General features: G+C 61.2%; 18 protein-coding genes and 3 tRNA genes. 13 read left to right on the top strand and 8 right to left on the bottom strand.

Going from position 1 to position 19,299, the window contains the following annotated elements; all coding sequences use genetic code 11:
* Nucleotide 1 precedes the first annotated feature (1 nt).
* From JK208_RS10810 to JK208_RS10800, 3 genes are read right to left on the bottom strand one after another with little or no spacing between them, the layout of a single operon-like run.
* Nucleotides 2-1,264 (bottom strand): cation:dicarboxylate symporter family transporter, encoded by a 1,263-nt coding sequence (locus JK208_RS10810; RefSeq protein ID WP_211576173.1) that lies wholly within the window; start codon nucleotides 1,262-1,264, stop codon nucleotides 2-4.
* Nucleotides 1,258-2,823: a gamma-glutamyltransferase family protein gene (locus JK208_RS10805; RefSeq protein ID WP_283092427.1), complete on the bottom strand. Its 1,566-nt coding sequence runs from the start codon at nucleotides 2,821-2,823 to the stop codon at nucleotides 1,258-1,260. Before JK208_RS10805 ends, JK208_RS10810 begins: the two co-directional genes overlap by 7 nt.
* A gap of 37 nt (nucleotides 2,824-2,860) precedes the next feature.
* Nucleotides 2,861-3,745 carry a LysR family transcriptional regulator gene (locus JK208_RS10800; RefSeq protein WP_211576172.1) on the bottom strand — a complete coding sequence of 295 codons (885 nt, stop codon included), beginning with the start codon at nucleotides 3,743-3,745 and terminating at the stop codon, nucleotides 2,861-2,863.
* 102 nt (nucleotides 3,746-3,847) lie between these two features.
* Here JK208_RS10800 and JK208_RS10795 point away from each other — a divergent pair, with 102 nt between their 5' ends.
* The gene (locus JK208_RS10795) at nucleotides 3,848-5,083 is read left to right on the top strand and encodes an allantoate amidohydrolase (protein ID WP_211576171.1); all 1,236 of its coding nucleotides are present in this window, start codon (nucleotides 3,848-3,850) and stop codon (nucleotides 5,081-5,083) included.
* The gene (locus tag JK208_RS10790; protein WP_211576169.1) at nucleotides 5,080-6,312 is read left to right on the top strand and encodes an alanine--glyoxylate aminotransferase family protein; all 1,233 of its coding nucleotides are present in this window, start codon (nucleotides 5,080-5,082) and stop codon (nucleotides 6,310-6,312) included. Before JK208_RS10795 ends, JK208_RS10790 begins: the two co-directional genes overlap by 4 nt.
* A gap of 34 nt (nucleotides 6,313-6,346) precedes the next feature.
* Here JK208_RS10790 and JK208_RS10785 read toward each other — a convergent pair whose 3' ends face one another.
* Nucleotides 6,347-6,532, bottom strand: coding sequence for a hypothetical protein (locus JK208_RS10785; protein ID WP_194262814.1), 186 nt, complete (start codon nucleotides 6,530-6,532; stop codon nucleotides 6,347-6,349).
* Between the two features lie 171 nt (nucleotides 6,533-6,703).
* Here JK208_RS10785 and JK208_RS10780 point away from each other — a divergent pair, with 171 nt between their 5' ends.
* The 5 genes from JK208_RS10780 (at nucleotide 6,704) to JK208_RS10760 (ending at nucleotide 11,803) form a co-directional block, all read left to right on the top strand.
* Nucleotides 6,704-7,630, top strand: coding sequence for a glyoxylate/hydroxypyruvate reductase A (locus JK208_RS10780; RefSeq protein WP_211576167.1), 927 nt, complete (start codon nucleotides 6,704-6,706; stop codon nucleotides 7,628-7,630).
* 79 nt (nucleotides 7,631-7,709) lie between these two features.
* Nucleotides 7,710-7,785: transfer RNA gene (locus JK208_RS10775), tRNA-Thr, on the top strand.
* Nucleotides 7,786-8,018: 233 nt separating this feature from the next.
* Entirely contained in the window at nucleotides 8,019-9,503 is a 1,485-nt protein-coding gene (locus JK208_RS10770; protein ID WP_194262816.1) for a paraquat-inducible protein A, read from the top strand.
* Nucleotides 9,500-11,182, top strand: coding sequence for an MlaD family protein (locus JK208_RS10765; RefSeq protein ID WP_194262817.1), 1,683 nt, complete (start codon nucleotides 9,500-9,502; stop codon nucleotides 11,180-11,182). Before JK208_RS10770 ends, JK208_RS10765 begins: the two co-directional genes overlap by 4 nt.
* Before the next feature lie 3 nt (nucleotides 11,183-11,185).
* On the top strand, nucleotides 11,186-11,803 hold the full coding sequence (locus JK208_RS10760; RefSeq protein ID WP_211576166.1) for a membrane integrity-associated transporter subunit PqiC: 618 nt from the start codon (nucleotides 11,186-11,188) through the stop codon (nucleotides 11,801-11,803).
* Nucleotides 11,804-11,887: 84 nt separating this feature from the next.
* Here the strand turns inward: JK208_RS10760 and nusG are convergent, their stop codons facing one another.
* The 3 genes from nusG to JK208_RS10745 form a co-directional block, all read right to left on the bottom strand.
* Nucleotides 11,888-12,418, bottom strand: a complete 531-nt coding sequence (nusG, locus tag JK208_RS10755) for a transcription termination/antitermination protein NusG (RefSeq protein WP_062028195.1) — start codon at nucleotides 12,416-12,418, stop codon at nucleotides 11,888-11,890.
* 9 nt (nucleotides 12,419-12,427) lie between these two features.
* Nucleotides 12,428-12,682 (bottom strand): preprotein translocase subunit SecE, encoded by a 255-nt coding sequence (gene secE / locus JK208_RS10750; protein WP_208611655.1) that lies wholly within the window; start codon nucleotides 12,680-12,682, stop codon nucleotides 12,428-12,430.
* Between the two features lie 62 nt (nucleotides 12,683-12,744).
* Nucleotides 12,745-12,821 (bottom strand) — tRNA-Trp (locus JK208_RS10745).
* 171 nt (nucleotides 12,822-12,992) lie between these two features.
* On the opposite strand from JK208_RS10745, the gene JK208_RS10740 reads away from it, so the two are divergent.
* Nucleotides 12,993-13,066 (top strand) — tRNA-Gly (locus JK208_RS10740).
* Nucleotides 13,067-13,093: 27 nt separating this feature from the next.
* Here the strand turns inward: JK208_RS10740 and JK208_RS10735 are convergent.
* Entirely contained in the window at nucleotides 13,094-13,630 is a 537-nt protein-coding gene (locus JK208_RS10735) for a hypothetical protein (protein WP_194262819.1), read from the bottom strand.
* Nucleotides 13,631-13,960: 330 nt separating this feature from the next.
* Here JK208_RS10735 and atpH point away from each other — a divergent pair, with 330 nt between their 5' ends.
* The 5 genes from atpH to atpC are packed head-to-tail and all read left to right on the top strand — an operon-like array spanning nucleotide 13,961 to nucleotide 18,875.
* Nucleotides 13,961-14,533 carry an ATP synthase F1 subunit delta gene (gene atpH, locus JK208_RS10730; RefSeq protein ID WP_086648570.1) on the top strand — a complete coding sequence of 191 codons (573 nt, stop codon included), beginning with the start codon at nucleotides 13,961-13,963 and terminating at the stop codon, nucleotides 14,531-14,533.
* Nucleotides 14,533-16,068, top strand: coding sequence for a F0F1 ATP synthase subunit alpha (gene atpA / locus JK208_RS10725; RefSeq protein WP_062028188.1), 1,536 nt, complete (start codon nucleotides 14,533-14,535; stop codon nucleotides 16,066-16,068). Before atpH ends, atpA begins: the two co-directional genes overlap by 1 nt.
* A gap of 9 nt (nucleotides 16,069-16,077) precedes the next feature.
* Complete coding sequence (locus tag JK208_RS10720; RefSeq protein WP_146861057.1) at nucleotides 16,078-16,968, top strand: F0F1 ATP synthase subunit gamma; 891 nt, start codon at nucleotides 16,078-16,080, stop codon at nucleotides 16,966-16,968.
* Nucleotides 16,969-16,990: 22 nt separating this feature from the next.
* Nucleotides 16,991-18,454 carry a F0F1 ATP synthase subunit beta gene (gene atpD / locus JK208_RS10715; RefSeq protein ID WP_099286092.1) on the top strand — a complete coding sequence of 488 codons (1,464 nt, stop codon included), beginning with the start codon at nucleotides 16,991-16,993 and terminating at the stop codon, nucleotides 18,452-18,454.
* Nucleotides 18,455-18,458: 4 nt separating this feature from the next.
* Nucleotides 18,459-18,875, top strand: a complete 417-nt coding sequence (gene atpC, locus JK208_RS10710) for an ATP synthase F1 subunit epsilon (protein WP_211576164.1) — start codon at nucleotides 18,459-18,461, stop codon at nucleotides 18,873-18,875.
* Nucleotides 18,876-19,299 lie beyond the last annotated feature (424 nt).

Here is a 19,299-nt window from a genome sequence, read left to right as displayed (position 1 = left end):
CTCAGGGCTGTTTCAGCGCCTCGGCCATTCTTGCGTGGTCGAGGCGCTTTTCCCACGCAGCGATCAGGACCGGGGCCACGCAGTTACCGGCGAAATTGCCGATAGCCCGGGCGATTCCCACGAACCAGTCCACGGCCAGAAGCATCACGAGGCTGCCGGGTGGAATGGAGGGAACGCTTGCCAGCGTTGCCGCCAGAACGACGATCGCAAAACCCGGAATGCCGTGCGCGCCTTTGGACGTGATCAGAGCGGTTACCAGCAGGGTTGTGATCTGCCAGAACGTCAGATGCGTCCCGGTCGCATTGGCCAGAAAAATGATGGCCAGCCCCAGATAGATCGACAGTGCATCCAGATTGAGCGAATAGCCCGCAGGCACCACGATTCCGACGACCTGCCGCTCGACGCCCAGCTTTTCGAGCTTGGTCATGAGGCTGGGCAGAACCGCATCGGAGGCCGTGGTGGTGGCGACGATCAGCAGTTCTTCACGGAAATACCGTGCAAATCGCAGCGGGTTTACGCCTGCGAGCCGAAGGCCCCCGCCTAATGCGCAGACGACAAATGCGCCGACCAGCAGGAAGTACAGGACTGTAAATCCGGCCAGATGGCCGATTGTTCCGAGGCCATATCGTGCCGTCGTCGTCACCATTGCTCCGAAGACGCCCAGCGGAGCCACGCGGATGATAAGGCCCATCATGCGTGAAAACAGGTCGGACACGCTTTCGATCAGTCGGACCAGCGGCAGGCCCCCCTCTCCCATGCCGCTCAGGCAGCATCCGACAAGAATTGCAAAGACCAGGATCTGGAGCACGTTGCCCTGCGCAAACGCATCGGCCGGGGTGTGGGGGACGAATGAGAGCAGGAAGCCGCTAAAGCCTTCCGCACGAAGATTCTGTGCATGGCCGCCATAGGAGGCGATCATTCGGGCATCGCTCGCTGTGGGGACGAAGCCTACGCCCTGTCCTATTCCCAACCCCACTGCCACCATGACCGCCACGACAAGCGCCACTGTGGTCATGAGTTCGAAATAGAGCATCGCGCATCCGCCAAGACGCCCCACTGTCTTCAGGGAGCCCGCACCCAGAATGCCGAGTGTTACGATGCAGAACAGTAGCGGCCCGACCGCCATGATGATGAGGCGCATGAACAGCGCTGTCATCCAGCCCACGTCATCCGCGAGGGAAGGACAGAACAGCCCCGCACCCAGCCCCAGAACGGTCGCCAGAACGACCTGCGCGAACAGGCTTTCCGCAAAAGACTTCACCATGCTGCGACGGCTCCGTCGCTCCGGGGGTCAGTTGCGCCTTCGAGCCGTCCGTTCTCGTGACGGACTAATGCACCGGCATGGCCCATGATGATGGACTGTTCTTCAAGCGCTTCGACGACATGCCCTGCCGTTTCAAGCTGCGACATCACATCTGGGCTGAAGCCCGGCTCCACCTTGAGCGACAGGCTCTCTTCCCCCCATGTTCGTCCCAGCAGCCAGCGCGGACGACGGATGGCCTCCTGAAGCGGAACGCCGTGGCGGACGTGGCGGCTGAAGACTGCGGCCTGTGTCTGGGGCTGCCCTTCGCCACCCATGGTGCCGTAAACCATGGTCCGTCCGTCGCGGAGTCGGGCTGCGGCCGGGTTGAGCGTATGAAAGGGCTTTGCGCCGGGGCGCAGGATGTTCCAGCCCGAATGGGCCAGACGGAAGGACGAGCCTCGGTTCTGCCAGAACAGTCCGCTCTGTGGCAGCATCACGCCGGAGCCGAACTCGAAATACAGGCTCTGGATCATGCTGACGGCCACGCCATTGCGGTCGATCGCGCCCATCCAGGTCGTGTCGCCCCACTGCGTCTGTTCCGTCCAGGGCATGGCATGGGTCATGGACATCCGGGCTGTCATCGCCTCCAGCCGTGCCGGATCGGCAAGAAGGCTCCGCGCCAGCGCTTCGGAATGCTCGCTGCCATCCGTGTGACTGTTGCGATAGAGAAACGCCTGTTTGGTCGCCTCGACCAGCCCGTGGATGTGCGAAAAGCTCTCCGGCCCGTCGTCGCGGCTCAGATGATCCGAGAGCGCAAGGATCAGAAGCGATGCCACGCCCTGTGTGGGAGGCGCGGTGTTGTAGAGGGTGCCATCGCTCGTCTGGGCCTGAAGCGGTTCCTTGACTTCCGCGCGATGCGCCAGCAGGTCCAGCGACCGAACCGGGCTGCCCGCCGCCGCCAGATCCGCTGCCAGGCTGCGGGCGAGCGGGCCGTTATAGAAGCTCCGCAAGCCGTCCCGGTTGAGCATCCGCAGCGTCTGGGCCAGTTCCGGCGATTTGCGGATGCTTCCCGCTGTCCAGGGTTTGCCTTCGGGAAAGCAGATCCGCGCCAGTGTCGGGTCCGACATCAGTTCGTGCTGTTTCTGCGCGAGCAGGGCGCCTTCGCTTTCGGAAACCACGCGGCCATGTTCGGCGTAATGGATGGCGTCGCGCAGCAGCCGGTCCAGCGGCAGGGGATCGCGCAGTTCGGCGCTCAGTTCCAGCGCGGTTTCCCAGCCCGAGACTGTACCCGCAACCGTATTGGCCGCAAGGCCGCCGCGCCAGGGAATGACGGTGTGCCCGGCTTCGGTATAGATCGTATGTTCGGCGCCCATCGCCAGCGCCCCGCAGGCGTCGATGGCCACGGTGCGGCCGTCCGGATGGCAGATCAGCCAGAATGCATCGCCGCCCAGCCCCGTCATGTGCGGATACACCACGGCCAGCGTGGATGCCGTGGCGACGACGGCCTCAATGGCCGTACCGCCTTCGCGCAGGACATCCAGCCCCGCCTGACTGGCCAGATGGTGCGGCGACGTCACCATTCCGCCAAGAGCGTTGGGTGTGAGCATGGTCTTGTCCTTAAAGATGAAGGAGTTCGGGTTGAAGGCGCGGGACATGCGCGCACAGCGTCCGGATCAGCAGGTCTTCGGGGCCCTGCGCGGTCTGATGACGGGTGGAGGCGATGAACTCTACCTGCGGCATGTCCGGCAGAAGGCCCGGCGCGCAATGCGGCAGATGCTCCACATTTCGCAGAAACGCGGGCTGCGGGGTCACGCCATATCCCGCCCGGACGGCGGCTAGAAGCGCTCCGAGACTCCCGCTGGTAAAGGCCAGATGCCACGCTCTTCCGCTCTTGTTGAGCGTCTCGATCGCCAGTCTGCGCGTTACGCTGCCATCGGGGAATGTGACGAGCGGAATGGATTGTTCTGCTGGAAATTCCGTGCCTGCGGGCGCGTACCAGCGCATGTCTTCGGTCCAGAGTTTCTGGCCGCGCGTCTCGCTTGTGCGCCGCATCCCGCACCAGACATCCAGTTCCCCCTGTTCCAGCAGGTTTGCCAGATGCGCCGACAGCCCCACGGTCAGCGTGATCTGAAGGGAGGGGTGGGAGGCGCGGAAGGTGCCGAGAATTTCGGGAAAGCGCGTCAGGAGCAGGTCTTCCGTCACACCCAGCCGGATCGTCCCGCGCGGCGCGTCCTGTCGGAAGCGGGACAGGATGCTGTCCTCGCACTGTAGAAGCTGTCGGGCCAGACCGATCAGTGCCATGCCGTCTGCGGTCAGACGCACGCTTTTGGTGCTGCGGGCTAGCAGGCGCGTGCCAAGCTGCTCCTCCAGCCGGCTGACATGCTGGCTGATGGTGGACTGGCTCACCCCCTGGCTCTGCGCGGCTGACGTGAAATGCAGTGTCTCCGCGACGGCGAGAAAGGATTGCAGATGGAACGGATCGAGATGCATCTGATCTTTCATGCCAATATGTGGGACCATATTTATTGGCAGGTCAACTTGATCTGATTCCGTTATGAGCGCAAAGTTCCCCCGCTTGACCCATCACCCCGGACAGGAGCCCTCATGACAGCCCACGGAGCCCGCGCCGTCGAGCGGTGCCGTATTCTCGCGGATGGTCCCTTCAGCGAGACGCCGGGCAGTCTGTTCCGATTCTGGCTTGGCCCTGCCTATCAGCGCACCCTCACACAGGTCGCAGAATGGATGGAAGAGGCTGGTCTCAGCACCCGTCTGGATGCCGCCGGGAGCCTTGTTGGCCGTTACGAGGGTCTTGTGCCTGGCGCTCCGGCCCTGATGATCGGTTCGCATCTTGATACCGTCCGCAATGGCGGTGCGTTTGATGGCAATCTGGGCGTCATGTTGGGGATCGAGCTTGTCTCCGCCCTGAACGAAGAGGGTGTCCGTCTGCCATTCGCGATCGAAGTCATGGGGTTCGGGGATGAAGAGGGTTCGCGTTTTGCGGCTCCTATGATCTGCTCCCGCGCCATGGCCGGGCTGATCGAATCCATCCCCGAAGATATGACGGATGCGTCCGGCGTGACCATGGCTGAAGCCATGATCCGCTATGGTCTCGACCCCTCCCGCCTGACCGAAGCCGCCCGTCGCCGGGACGAGCTGATCGCTTATATTGAGCCTCATATCGAACAGGGCCCGGCGATCGAAAGCGTGGACGGAGAAATCGGCGTCGTCACCGCCATTGCCGCCCAGACCCGCCACCGGGTGACCGTCACCGGCCAGTCCGATCATGCGGGTACGACGCCCATGACCATGCGTCGGGACGCCCTGACGGCGGTGGCCGAAATGATTCTCGCTGTTGAACGTCATGGCCGGTCCGGAGGAGCCACGCAGGTCGCTACGGTCGGGCAGGTTGAGGTCGTGCCCAATACCTCGAACGTTATTCCGGGCGAAGTTCGCTTCTCGCTCGATATGCGGGCTGAAACCGACGCCGCTCGGGATGCGATGGTGGACGCCATTCGCGCGGATCTGCATGCCATCGCCGCCAGCCGGGGCATCGGCATCACGTTCGACACGCCGCAGGTCCTCCCTGCCGCTGCCTGCGCGCCCGAACTGGTGGAGCGCCTGTCCCGGGCCGTGACGACCGTGACCGGCCGGCCGGCCCAGCGCGTTCTCAGTGGTGCGGGGCATGATGCCATGGCCATGGTCGGTCTGTGCCCGATGGGGATGTTGTTCATCCGCAGCCCCGGCGGCCTCAGCCATCACCCCGATGAAACCGTTCGTGTGGGAGACGTCGCGCTCGCCCACCGCGCCCTGCTTGCCTTCGTCAAGGAATTCCAGTCATGAGCCAGCCCTCAACTTTCGCACAGCTCGACCCGCCGTCCCGCCTGCTGATGGGGGCGGGGCCGACCAACGTCCATCCGCGCATCCTGCGCGCCATGTCCTATGACGTGATCGGGCAGATGGACCCGGAAATGACCGCCTATATGGACGAGGTCATGGCCCTGTACCGCGAGGTCTTCCGCACGAAGAACCACTGGACGCTGCTCGTGAACGGCTCGGCCCGGTCGGCTATTGAAGCCGCTCTGGTATCGCTGGTCTCGCCGGGCATGAAGGTCGTCATTCCGCGTTTTGGCCGCTTTGGCCTGCTGTTGACGGAAATCGTCCATCGCTGCGGCGGTATCCCGTGTACGGTGGATGTGGAATGGGGGGAGGTCGTTGACCCAGCCCGCATCGAAGCCGCCATCATCGAACACAAGCCGGGTCTGGTGGCCTGCGTCCATGGTGATACGTCTACCACGACTGCCCAGCCGCTCGAAGAGATCGGCCGGATTTGCCGCAAGCATGACGTGCTGTTCTATGTGGATGCCACCGCGACCCTCGGCGGCATGACGTTCGAGACCGACGCCTGGAACATCGACGTCGCCACGGCAGGACTTCAGAAATGCCTGAATGGCCCTCCGGGTTCCGCGCCGATCACGCTTTCGGACCGTGCCGTTGCCGCCATTCTCAAGCGCCGCCATGACGAAGCCGGGATCGCCACCGGTCAGGAACAGGGGAGTGGTCCGGTCATCCAATCGAATTATTTCGATCTGGCGATGCTGATGAACTACTGGTCTCCGGCCCGGATGAACCATCATACCGAAGCGACCTCCATGCTCTACGCCGCGCGCGAGACGGCACGTCTGGTCGTGGAAGAGGGCGTGGAGGCCCGTGTTGCGCGCCATGTCAGGGCAGGGCGCGCCATGGTTGCCGGGCTGCGGGCCATGGGGCTGAAGGTCTATGGCGACGATACCACCCGCATGAGCAATGTCACCGGCGTCTGGGTGCCGGACGGCGTGGACAATGCCCGCATCCGCGAACTGATGCGAGACGATTTCGGGATCGAGATCGTCTCGTCCTTTGGACCGCTGACCGGGAAGATCTGGCGCATCGGGGCCATGGGTCTCAACGCCCGCAAGGACAAGGTGCTCCTTACGCTGGCCGCGTTCGATTCCGTTCTGGCTGGCGAAGGCGTGACGCTGAATCGTGGTGCGGGCGTGGATGCTGCCCGTGCTGCCTGGGACGCGGTCTGAGCAGTTTTCGGGCCGGGGACTCTATCCGGAAGCTCTATTTCGGATGGTTCTTCCGGCCTGAACCACTTTTCTTCCCGCCACCGTCTTCCTTGTTGACCGTGGCCCAGGCGCGGCGCTCCGCTTCCTTTTCGGAGATGCCGCGCTTTTCGTAGCTCTCCTCGATATGCTCCGCTTTGCGCTTCTGTTTGTCGGTATAGGCTGACTTGTCCCCACGAGGCATGATCCTGCCCTCCTGCATGAGATCCAGCCTCCTCTACGTCCGAACCCGACACGCGTTCCGCGGCGCTTTGTCCCTACACAAACAGGTGTAAGGGCAGGAGTGCGGGCTTGATCCGAAGCCCTCATGGCGCGAGCATCTCCGAACTTCATTGCCGCCCGGAGAACATGCAGAATGTCGCTCGTCTTTCATCATACGCCCGAACGTGCCGCAGTCTGGCGAGAGAAATTCGCTCGTGCCCGGCCGGATATCCCGTTTCATGTCTGGCCTGAAACCGGCCCGAAAGAAGATGTCCGCTATCTTGCGGCCTGGCAGACGCCGGACGATCTCGGCACGCTTTTTCCCAATCTGGAAGTTCTGTTCTCGCTGGGCGCGGGGATCGATCAGCTCAATCTGGCCAATATTCCCCCCGGCGTGCAGATCATCCGCATGGTGGAGAACAGTCTGGTTGAGGGCATGATCGAATATGTTTTGTGGGCGGTGTTTTCCTTCCATCGGGACATGTTCCGCTACGCGCGCCAGCAGCGCGAGCATGTCTGGAACGGTTCGCACAACCGTCCTGCGAAGCTCTGTCGCGTGGGCGTCATGGGGATGGGAGAACTGGGGAGCCCGGTTCTGGAGAAGCTCGTCTCTTTCGGATACGAATGCCGGGGCTGGAGCCGCAGCCGCCGGGAGGTCGCGGGCGTGACATCTTTTGCGGGAGAGGCGGAGCTGGACGATTTTCTGGCGCAGACCGACATTCTGGTCTGCCTTGTCCCGCTGACGGAGGCCACGCGCGGCATCCTCAACCGCGACCTTTTTGAAAAACTGCCGAAAGGCGCGTGCGTCATCAACTGCGGACGCGGTGGTCATCTGGTACAGGACGATCTGATCCCAGCGCTCGATAGCGGACAGCTGTCACAGGCGGTTCTCGATGTCGCCACGCCCGAACCGCTGCCGCCCGAACATCCGTTCTGGGATCATCCGCGTATTTTCCTGACCCCGCATATCGCCAGCGCCGCGCAGTCGGACAGCGCGGCCGAGGTCGTTCTGGCCAATCTGCGACGCTACGAAGCGGGCGAGTCCATGACCGGCGTTATCGACACAGGACGGGGTTACTGAAGATGCGGGCCGGTTTTTGCATTTTCCGGCTTGCCAACCCTCAAGGGCTCGGTTAGAACGCGCCCACCTTGATGGGTGCGCCGGTGTAGCTCAGCTGGTAGAGCACGTCATTCGTAATGATGGGGTCGGGAGTTCGAATCTCTTCACCGGCACCATCAAGGTCTTCTTAAAATCCGACTATGATGTTCCGTGTCCTGTCTGTCGGACACGGTGCGGCCTCATGGTCCGGATCTTCACATTTTTTCAAAACATTGCCGATAAAATCCGCGTCCTCTGGGCAATATGCCTGTAATGGGACTACGGTGAGTGTCGATATCCCGATGCAGAGGACTGCCCGGAGGAGGGCAGACTGTCAAAAGACGGCTCCCTGCGCTAGGTTAGGAGCCCGATGTCTGACCGTTTCCATAAACGGCTGTGGCGTAACGCCGTCAGCTTCTCCCGCAGTCAGGAGCCTCACGCCTCCATCCACGCGGTGGAGGGGCTGCGCGAATGCCCGACCTGCGGCCTTTTTCAGCATGTCCCGCGTCTCAAGCCCGGCCATCTGGCGGAGTGCCTGCGCTGTGGCTGTCAGCTTGCCCGCCGCCGCAAGACGTCCCTGATCGGCGCTCCGGCTGCTTTCTGCCTCACCTCCGCCGCACTCTATGCCGCTCTTCTCATCAGCCCTCTCATGACGCTGAATGTTTATGGGCGGGAAAATACCGTTTCCCTCATGAGTGGGCCGATCGAACTCGGACATCAGGGCTATGGTATGATCGGCGTGCTCGTCGCCCTTGTGACGGTGATCATGCCCGGGGTCATTATCGCCCTGATGGCGGCCATCCTGTATGGAGCCTCCCGCCCGCAGATGCCGGACTGGACCCCGCGTCTGCTCACCTGGTACGACCGCCTGCGCGGCTGGTCGATGGTGGAAGTCTATGTGCTTGGCGTGCTCGTGGCATACACCAAGCTCGTTGACCTCGCGCTCGTCATTCTTCAGCCCGGCGTCTATCTTCTGGGGGGGCTGATGCTGAGCATGGCCGCCGTGGATTCGACGTTCGATGCCGAACGGATCTGGCGCAGCCGGGACATCCGTCCCACCGTTGAAGGCCATCACGGGCATCGTCTGGACGTTGCGCATCTGGATGCCCGCAACGGCGTTATTCCGCCCGTGGAAAACATGCTCTCCTGCCATGCCTGCGATCTGGTTCTGGCGTTTGATCACGCCGTGCCGCAGGAGCAGGACATGGGCGACTGCCCCCGCTGCGGACAGATCCTGCGCCGCCGCAAGCCGCAGAGCCTGATCTCTGGTACATGCCTGCTGGTAGCGGGGATCGTGTTCTACCTGCCCGCCAATATCCTGCCGGTCATGACTTACACAAAGGTAGGGCAGGGCGCGCCCAGCACCATCATCAGCGGTGTGATCGAGTTGTGGCAGGCGGGAATGATCCCGCTTTCCCTGCTGGTGCTCTTTGCCAGTATCACTGTGCCGGTTCTCAAGATCGTGGCCCTGACCATCATGATCATCGGCACCCGGTTCCGTTCCCGCTGGCATCTGCGCAACCTCTCGAAGCTATATCGGCTTGTCGTCATCATCGGTCGCTGGTCGATGATCGATGTTTTCATGATTTCTATCCTCGTCGCTGTTGTGCATTTCGGCTTTCTGGCGAATGTCACGGCCGATCCGGGGATGGTATGCTTTGCTCTGGTCGTGATTCTGACCATTTTCGCAGCAGAGCTTTTCGATCCCCGCAGTATGTGGGATGCAGCCGGTCTCAACGGCGTGGTTGCCCCTCCTCTGGCGGATGGGACGCCTCCTGAGACAGAGTCTCCGACCGAGTCCGTTCCGCAACTGCCTTCTTCTGACCCAAACGACATGGAGCCTGAACGCGCGTGAGCGATTCCCGAAACAACCGGGGGGAGCAGCCGGTCTCGCCCAAGGAAGCCCCGGTGCGCCGCACCCGCTTCTCTCTCATTCTGCTGATTCCCGTGGTGGCCATTCTCATCGCCGGATGGCTGGCGTGGGAGCATTTTGCCACGCGCGGCCCCGAAATCACCATCACGTTTGAAACGGCGGATGGCCTGACACCCGGCCAGACGCAGGTAAAGAACAAGGCCGTAACACTCGGCACGGTGCAGGACATCACCTTGAGCGACGACATGAAGCATGTCGACGTGACGGTGCAGATGAATGCCAACAGCGCCCATATCCTCACCGATCACACCCGTTTCTGGGTCGTGCGTCCGCGGATCAACGGTGCCAGCATCACCGGCCTCGATACGCTGTTCTCCGGTGCCTATATTGCTCTGGACCCTGGAACGGATGATGGCCACTACCAGAAGTTCTTCAAGGGACTGGAATCACCGCCCGGCGTCCGCTCGGACCAGCCGGGTGAGACGTTCTGGCTGGTGTCTCCTTCACTGGGCTCGCTTGGTCCGGGGTCGCCGGTCTTCTTCCGCGATCTGCAGGTGGGCGAAGTGCTGGGCTACACGATGCCGCCGGGTGGCAGAGGGCCAATCGTCATTCAGGCCTTCGTCAAAGCGCCCTACGACCACTATCTGCGGACGGACAGCCGTTTCTGGAACGTCTCGGGCGTTCAGGTGGGCCTTGGTGCGGGCGGGTTGAAGGTCCAGCTCAAATCGCTTCAAGCTCTGTTCTCTGGCGGCATTGCCTTTGGTCTGCCGGAACAACGCCTTGCCATTGATCTGCCCACTGCCCCCGCCAATTCCGTCTTCAAGCTCTATGCCAGCGAAGCCGATGCCGATAACGCCCGTTATCACAAGCGTCTGCGGGTCGTGACGTATATCAACTCTTCCGTCAAAGGTCTGACGAACGGCAGTCAGGTAACGATGTTTGGTCTCCAGATCGGCACGGTGACGGATGTCCGACTCCTCCTGCAGGGACCGACGAAGCTGCCCCGCGTCCGCGTGGATATGGAGCTTGAGCCCGAGCGCATGCTGTCGAACTGGGATGAGCGGCTTGAGAACAGCAGGGATGCGCCTGTGGAAAAATATCTTCAGGCTTTCGTAGCCGAAGGGATGCGCGCCTCGGTCCAGAGCGCCAGCTTCCTGACTGGCGAATCGATGATCGCCCTGCAATTCGTCAAGAGCGCGCCCGTCACTACCCTGACCTATGAAGGGGATGTCGCCGTTCTCCCCAGTCAGGCAGGCGGTATGGACGGGATCATGGAATCCGTCTCCACCATTACCGACAAGATCGCAGCAATGCCGCTGACCGAAATCGGTGGGCACGTAAACGATCTTCTGGCGCATGCGGATGGTCGTCTGAACAGTCCTGAAGTCACGCAGTCCCTCGCGGCCTTGCGCGATTCGCTCCAGAACCTGAACAAACTGACGAAAACCGCCAACCAGAACCTGCCGGAACTGATGAAGAGCCTTCAGACCACAATGAACAGCGCGCAATCGGTTCTGGGGTCTTATGGCGGCGACACGGATTTCCACCGCAGCCTTCAGGGCATGATCGTCCAGCTGACCCAGATGTCACGGTCCCTGCGTTTCCTTACGGATTATCTGGATCACCACCCCTCTGCTCTCATTACCGGCCGCAGGAACTGAGCCATGACACAGTCTTCGACGCCCCGCCTTCGTTTCCTGTCCCTGATGGGTGCTCTGGGGATGAGCGGCCTTCTTGCAGCATGCAGCAGCGACCCGACGCTCTATACGCTCGCACCCGTACCGGGAGTGGCGCAGGCCGGTGGTCCCGTCGTGGTCGAGGTCCGGACGCCTGTTGTCAGCACACGGCTGGATCGTGACACGATCGTCAGAGCCAATGAGGATTACCAGACGCGTCTCGCAACCGGTACAAGCTGGAGCGAGCCGCTTTCGGATATGGTCGGTCAGACGCTGACAAGTGATCTGGCCCAGCGTCTGCCGGGCACGACTGTTTTTGCCGAGAATGATGCGGTGAGCACGACTCCGTCAGCCTATGTCGAACTGACCGTTCGTAATTTCGAAGCTGATTCGGCAGGACATGCGCTCGTGACGGGCACGCTGTCAGTTCATCCGGCAGGGAAGATGATTGGTCCTGTGCTGACATCGCCTGTCGTCTGGCAATCGCAGGATGCGGTGGCGTCCAGTACGACAAAGCTGACCGCAGCCCTGAGTCAGGGAGTTGCCGCGATTGCCGATCAGGCCGCCGAAAAGCTGCGTCTCCTTCCGCCCCCCGTCACGAACTGACGGGGCTCAACAGAAGGCACAAACAAAAAAAGGCTCCCGAAATAGGAGCCTTTTTTGTTGGAAGAACCGACAGGTTGAAAAGCGTTAGAGCTTTTCAACCTGCGTAAAGTCGAGGTCCACAGGGGTCGAGCGACCGAAGATGGACACGCTGACTTTGAGGCGCTGACGCTCGTCGTCGACGTCTTCGATCATGCCGGTGAAGGACGTAAACGGACCATCGGCCACGCGGATCTGCTCGCCAATCTCGAAAGACAGGCTGGAACGGGGGCGCTCGACGCCTTCCTGAGCCTGCTTCATGATCCGGTCGGCTTCGGCTGCCGTGATGGGGGTCGGACGGTTGCGGGTTCCGAGGAAGCCCGTGACCTTGGGGGTGTCCTTGACGAGATGCCAGGCTTCGTCCGTCAGTTCCATCTTGACGAGGACATAGCCAGGAAAGAACTTGCGCTCCGCATTGACCTTACGGCCGCGGCGCATTTCCGTCACGTCTTCGGAAGGGACGAGGATCTGTTCGAAATGGTCCGAAAGGCCCTTCTGTGCCGCCTGTTCCTGAATGTGACTCGCGATCTTTTTCTCGAATCCGGAATAGACGTGAACAACATACCAACGCTTCGCCATGGTGCGAACCTAGCCTCCGACGCCAAAAAGTCCGCGGACGCCAAGGCCGATCAGCTGGTCCACGATGAAGAAGAAGATGCAGGTCACGGTGACCATGACCAGCACGGCACCTGACGTGATCAGGGTGTTGCGACGGGTCGGCCACGTGACGCGCTTCGCTTCGGCGCGGACGTCACGGACGTAAGCGACCAGATTGAAGCCGGATCCGTTCTTTTGAGGCGCTGTTTTCCGCGACTCGTCTTTCGGGGTACTGACCGACACCATCGTCCTCGAATCAAGTGAAAGTCCCGCTCCCGGTGTCGGGGGGGACATCCGGCGAGAAGGAGTGGCAGGGGCGGAGGGTCTCGAACTCTCAACCTCCGGTTTTGGAGACCGGCGCTCTAGCCAATTGAGCTACACCCCTATCGTCGTGCAAGGCGTCTTGTGAACGTCATGCCAGCGACAGTGGTCGCAAAAGAGAATGTTCAGGACTGAAAGTCAAGTGCCCTGAAGATCTTTGTTGTGGAATTTCCATTTTGGATTTTCCCCTCTTGCGGGCTCGACAGGAGATGGAGTAAGGACACTCCCAATCCGAGCGGGCGTAGCATAGTGGTAATGCAGTAGCCTTCCAAGCTTCTTAGGAGGGTTCGATTCCCTTCGCCCGCTCCAGATTTCCAGAAAATTCAGTTTCTGTCCTCACTGCCACTGGCAGGGCGTATGCGATGGTGTTGCGTCTCCGAACTGGAGAACCTGAAGCGCCACAGCCGCATCACCGACATTTCCAGACAAGTGGCCTTTGGGGTCCGAGCCGTGAGCAACCGGCGCCACGTCCTCGCTGAGCAGGATGTCCCCCGGATTCAGCTCGACGCTGGTCCCGTCCATGGCCTTGACGAAATAGATCCCTGAAAGCGGCACGATCCACTGCACCCGATGACTTTCGCTCCATCCTCCCTTCCAGTGCGGAGGCTGAACGCGCAGGGTCACGGTTGCCGGTCCGTCATGGGGGCTGCTGAGCATGATCTTGTCGCCATCAGGCGTGAGAGAATCTTCATGGAAGGTCGACATCTTGCACTTGGTCAGATGCGTGGTTCCCTGCGGATCGGTCCAGTTGTCCCAATAGGAGATGGTGGGGAAGGAGGGTTTGTCCTCGATGGGGGTCGCATGAGCCACTGGACCCAGGACGGGGACGGACAGGGCGCCGAGCAGGAGAAAAAGGCGCTTCTGGATAGACATCGAATCTCCATATGTTTTTTGTTGGGGAGGGTGTGACGAGGCAGAAGAAAATCTGCCGGAAAGCCGCTGTGAAGCGCCCGTCATGCCAGTTCGGCATCATAAAACGCAAACCCGCGTCACGATCCTTCCGTCTGAGGGGGCTATTTGCGATCCTCTTGGTTGCGCAGGGCTGGGACAGCGTGCTAGAGGCGGCGCCAAGTGGAGGACCGGGTTTCAGACGAATCCTGCGCAGGGACGTCTATGCCCGGTCCGGACAGTTTTGATGCAAGGGACCGGATAAGCCGGTTCCGGCCGCACTCTGCGGCGGATTTAGTGAGACGGAACACGCGTGTGACGGTGACACAGGTGCCGCAGGTTGGACAGACAGGGGGCTTGGCCCAGCGCTACGCCCGTGCGCTTTATGATCTCGCTTCGGAGCAGGGAAATCTTCCCGATGTTCTGGGTGAAGTGAAGGCGCTGCGTACCGCCATTTCCGAAAGCGACGACCTGCGGAAATTCCTGGCTGACGCCCGGATGGACATCCGCCAGGGTCAGACGGTTTCGAATGTCCTGATGTCGAAGCTCGGCTTTGGAGACGTCCTGCGCCGGTTCGTCGGCGTCATCGCCGAAAACCGCCGTCTGCCTGATCTCGCATCCATTCTGGACGGTGTTCTGGCGCTTGATTCCGCCCTGCGTGGCGAAGTCGTGGCCGAAGTCCGCTCCGCACAGCCTCTTAACGACACGCAGCGCAGCCAGCTTCAGGCCCGACTGGCCGAAGCCGGTTACAGCCGCGTGTCCATGACCGAACATACGGACGCTGCCCTCCTTGGTGGCATGACCGTACGGATCGGTTCCACACTCTTTGACACTTCGATCGCCGGGCGCCTGACCCGCCTGCAGAACGCCATGAAGGGAGCCGCGTGATGGATATCCGTCCCGCCGAGATTTCGGACATCCTCAAGCAGCAGATCGCGTCTTTCGACCAGGTCGAGACCGTTTCCGAAACGGGAACGGTCCTGTCCATCGGCGACGGTATCGCCCGCGTCTACGGCCTGAACAATGTCATGGCCGGTGAAATGGTCGAGTTCGAAGGAACTGGCCTCAAGGGCATGGCCCTGAACCTCGAAGCCGACAATGTCGGTGTGGTTCTGTTCGGCGATGGCGACGGTATCCGCGAGGGCGACACCGTCCTGCGTACGAAGTCCGTGGTTGAAGTTCCGGTCGGCAAGGGCCTGCTGGGACGTGTGGTTGACGGTCTGGGCAACCCGATCGACGGCCGTGGCCCGCTGACGGACGTTGAGTACCGCCGCGCCGAAGTGAAAGCTCCGGGCATCATGCCGCGCCAGTCGGTCAGCGAGCCGATGCAGACGGGCATCAAGGCCATTGACGCTCTCGTTCCCATCGGACGTGGCCAGCGTGAACTGATCATCGGCGATCGCCAGACGGGCAAGACCGCGATCCTGATCGACACCATTGTCGCCCAGAAGCCGGTCAATGCCGAAGGTGATCCGAAGAAGTCCCTGTACTGCATCTACGTCGCTATCGGCCAGAAGCGTTCCACGGTGGCCAACCTGGTCCGCACGCTGACCGAGCATGGCGCGATGGAATACTCCATCGTTGTCGCCGCTACAGCCTCCGATGCGGCTCCGATGCAGTATCTCGCACCGTACACGGCCTGCGCCATGGGTGAGTACTTCCGTGACAACGGTATGCACGCTCTCGTCTGCTACGACGATCTGTCCAAGCAGGCTGTGGCTTACCGTCAGATGTCCCTGCTGCTGCGTCGTCCACCGGCACGTGAAGCGTTCCCGGGTGACGTGTTCTACCTGCACTCCCGTCTTCTGGAGCGTGCGGCCAAGATGTCCGACGCCAATGGCGGCGGCTCCCTGACGGCCCTGCCGGTCATTGAGACACAGGCTGGCGATACGGCTGCCTACATCCCGACCAACGTGATCTCCATCACCGACGGTCAGATCTTCCTTGAGACGGACCTGTTCTACAAGGGCATCCGTCCCGCCGTGAACGTCGGTGGCTCAGTATCCCGCGTGGGTTCCGCAGCCCAGATCAAGGCGATGAAGCAGGTTGCCGGCAAGATCAAGCTGGAGCTGGCACAGTATCGTGAAATGGCTGCGTTCTCGCAGTTTGCTTCCGACCTGGACGCCGCAACCCGCAAGCAGCTTGATCGTGGTGCCCGTCTGGTCGAGCTGCTGAAGCAGCCCGAGACGTCCCCGCTGCCGGTCGAAGAGCAGGTTGTTGTTCTTTACGCCGGTACGCGTGGCTACGTTGATCCGATCGCCGTGGACAAGGTTGTGGCCTACGAAGCCGCTCTCCTGTCCGAGCTGCGCGGTGCGGGCTCTGACATCCTGACGGCCATTCGCAATGACCGCCAGATCAAGCCGGAGACGGAAGGCAAGCTCAAGGAGCTGCTCGAAGCATTCGGCAAGCGCTTTTCGGCCTGAGGATAGCCCATGGCTTCGCTGAAGGAACTGCGTGGACGGATCACGGGCGTCAAATCGACGCGCAAGATCACGAACGCGATGAAAATGGTCGCAGCTTCCAAGCTGCGACGCGCCCAGATGCAGGCCGAAGCGGCTCGCCCCTATGCCGACGCTATGCGTCGCATGATGGCAGAGCTGGCGACGGCGACCCGGGGTGAGGACGCGACAAGCCTGCCGCGCCTTCTCGCGGGAACGGGCAAGGACCAGACCCATCTCGTGGTGGTGCTGACCTCTGACCGTGGCCTTGCTGGCGGCTTCAACGCCAATATCGTCCGCAGTGCCCGTCAGCTGGTCGATACGCTGGTATCGGAAGGCAAGACGGTTCGCATCCTGCCGGTCGGTCGCAAGGGGGCAGATATTCTCGTGCGTCACTATCCGGACATGATCGTTGATCGTCTGGCCGGAACCGAAGGCAAGGATGTCGGGTTCGACAAGGCTACCGACATCGGAGGCCGGATCGTGACCCTGCTGGAAGCTGGCGACATCGACCGCTGCACGCTGGTCTATAACCGCTTCCTCAATGCCATGACGCAGGTTCCGGTCCAGGCGCCGCTGGTTCCGCTCGCGGTTCCCGAGAACGACAATGCCGCTCTGGATGCCGACACGGCCCAGTACGAATTCGAGCCGGACGAGACGACGCTTCTGACGCAGCTTCTGCCGCGCAACCTTCAGGTCCAGATCTTCTCGGCCCTGCTGGAAAGTGCTGCTGGCGAGCAGGGCGCGCGCATGACCGCGATGGACAATGCCAGCCGCAACGCCAGCAAGGCCATCGACCGTCTGTCGCAGAAGTACAACCGTACGCGTCAGGCCAACATTACCAACGATCTGATCGAAATCATCTCCGGCGCAGAAGCCGTTTGAGATCACGCAGGAGACGAATCCGATGTCCGAAACCCTTACCCCTTCTGCCGGAGCTGCCAACAACGTGGTCGGCCGCGTTACGCAGGTGCGCGGTCCCGTCGTGGACGTGCAGTTCGAAGGCGATCTTCCCTTCATCCTGAACGCCCTGCACGTCCAGAACGGTGATCATACGCTGGTTCTGGAAGTCGCGCAGGAAATCGGCGAGCGTCAGGTCCGCTGCATCGCCATGGATACGACCGACGGTCTGGTCCGTGGCGCTGAAGTCCGTGACACGGGCACGCAGATCATGGTGCCGGTTGGCCCGGCAACGCTCGGTCGTATCCTGAACGTCGTTGGTGAGCCCATCGACGAGCGTGGCCCGATCAGCAGCGAACTGCGTTTCCCGATCCACCGTCCGGCCCCGGCTTTCGAAGATCAGGCCGCTGCGTCCGAGATCCTCGTGACCGGCATCAAGGTCGTCGATCTGCTCTGCCCGTACCTCAAGGGTGGCAAGATCGGTCTGTTCGGTGGCGCCGGCGTCGGCAAGACGGTCATCATTCAGGAACTCATCAACAATATCGCGAAAGCCCATGGCGGCGTCTCCGTCTTCGCCGGTGTCGGTGAGCGTACCCGTGAGGGTAACGACCTGTATTTCGAAATGCAGGACGCAGGCGTCATCAAGATCGCCGAAGATGGCTCGACCGAGGGTTCCAAGGTTGCGCTGGTCTATGGCCAGATGAACGAGCCGCCGGGAGCCCGTTCGCGCGTTGCTCTGACGGGTCTGTCGCTTGCCGAATACTTCCGCGACGAAGAAGGCCAAGACGTCCTGTTCTTCGTGGACAACATCTTCCGCTTCACGCAGGCCGGTTCCGAAGTTTCCGCCCTTCTGGGCCGTATTCCCTCCGCAGTGGGTTACCAGCCGACGCTGGCCACTGAGATGGGCGCCCTGCAGGAGCGTATTACCTCCACGAAGAAGGGCTCGATTACGTCCGTTCAGGCCGTGTATGTCCCGGCTGACGATCTGACCGATCCGGCTCCGGCTGCGACCTTCGCTCATCTTGATGCAACGACGGTTCTGAACCGTTCGATCGCTGAAATGGGCATCTATCCGGCTGTTGATCCGCTGGATTCGACATCCCGTTCGCTCGATCCGAAGATCGTTGGTGAAGAGCACTATCAGGTCGCCCGTCAGGTCCAGCAGACCCTCCAAACCTACAAGGGTCTGCAGGATATTATTGCCATCCTTGGCATGGACGAACTGTCCGAAGACGACAAGAAGATCGTTGGTCGCGCTCGTCGCATCCAGCGCTTCCTGTCCCAGCCGTTCCACGTGGCCGAAGTCTTCACGGGCGCCCCGGGTAAGCTGGTTTCGCTGGAAGACACGATCCGTTCCTTCAAGGCTGTCGTGGCTGGCGAGTACGATCACCTGCCGGAAGGTGCTTTCTACATGGTCGGTGATATCGACGAGGCCATCGCGAAGGCCGAGAAGATGAAGCAGGAGGCCTGATCCGATGCCGCTTCGCATCGAGATCGTCAGCCCGGAAAAGCGCCTTGTCGAACGTGATGTCGACATGGCCGTGGTCCCGGGCATGGAAGGCGATATTGCAGCCATGCCGGACCGTGCACCGCTGATGCTTCAGCTGCGGGGCGGCGTTGTGGCCCTTTATCAGGGTGACAAGATCGTGGACCGTTACTTCGTGACGGGTGGATTCGCCGATATGGGTGCAGATCACTGCACTATTCTGGCGGACTCCGCGCAACTCATGAGCGAGCTGTCCATAGACGAGGCGAAGGCCCGTCTGCGGGATCTGGAAAGCCGTTGGGCCGAAATCGGTCCGAACGACGTTGACATGCACGACCAGATCAGCCGCGAACTTCAGTCGGTTCGTGCCGAACTGGAGGCTGTTCAGGATCGCAGCCCGGCTTGAACCTTCTGTTCAGATCAAGTGTGAAAAACCCGCTTCATCGGAAGGTGAAGCGGGTTTTTCTTAGCCATTTCTCCAAAATTTTTCTTTCGCAGAAATGCATGCTCCCGTGCCTGAAAGACAACGTACTCAAACAGCAAGCGTATTGTCTGGGCGTGGAGAGGAGCTCTTGGAAGGTGCCGACCTGATTGGCTTATTCTCAGAAGCCTAATGCTTAAGGGTTTATCCTGCAGGCAGGAGAGGGCTTTCTCTTCAAAAACGCTGTGTGAGACGTAAGACGCGATAGGACGCCCTTCGGGGAACCCGAGAGACGTTGAATAAGCGCTAAACTGGGTAATTCAAAGAAAACGACCCAAAAAAAGCGCCGTGAAGGCGCTTTTTTCAGGTTTTTATTATTTCGGATTCTTAATGGATTATGGGGATAAGT

Source organism: Gluconobacter sp. Dm-74 (assembly GCF_018256135.1).
In the GTDB taxonomy this organism is placed as follows: Bacteria; Pseudomonadota; Alphaproteobacteria; order Acetobacterales; family Acetobacteraceae; genus Gluconobacter; species Gluconobacter cadivus.
This window is presented reverse-complemented; position numbering and strand designations above follow the sequence as displayed.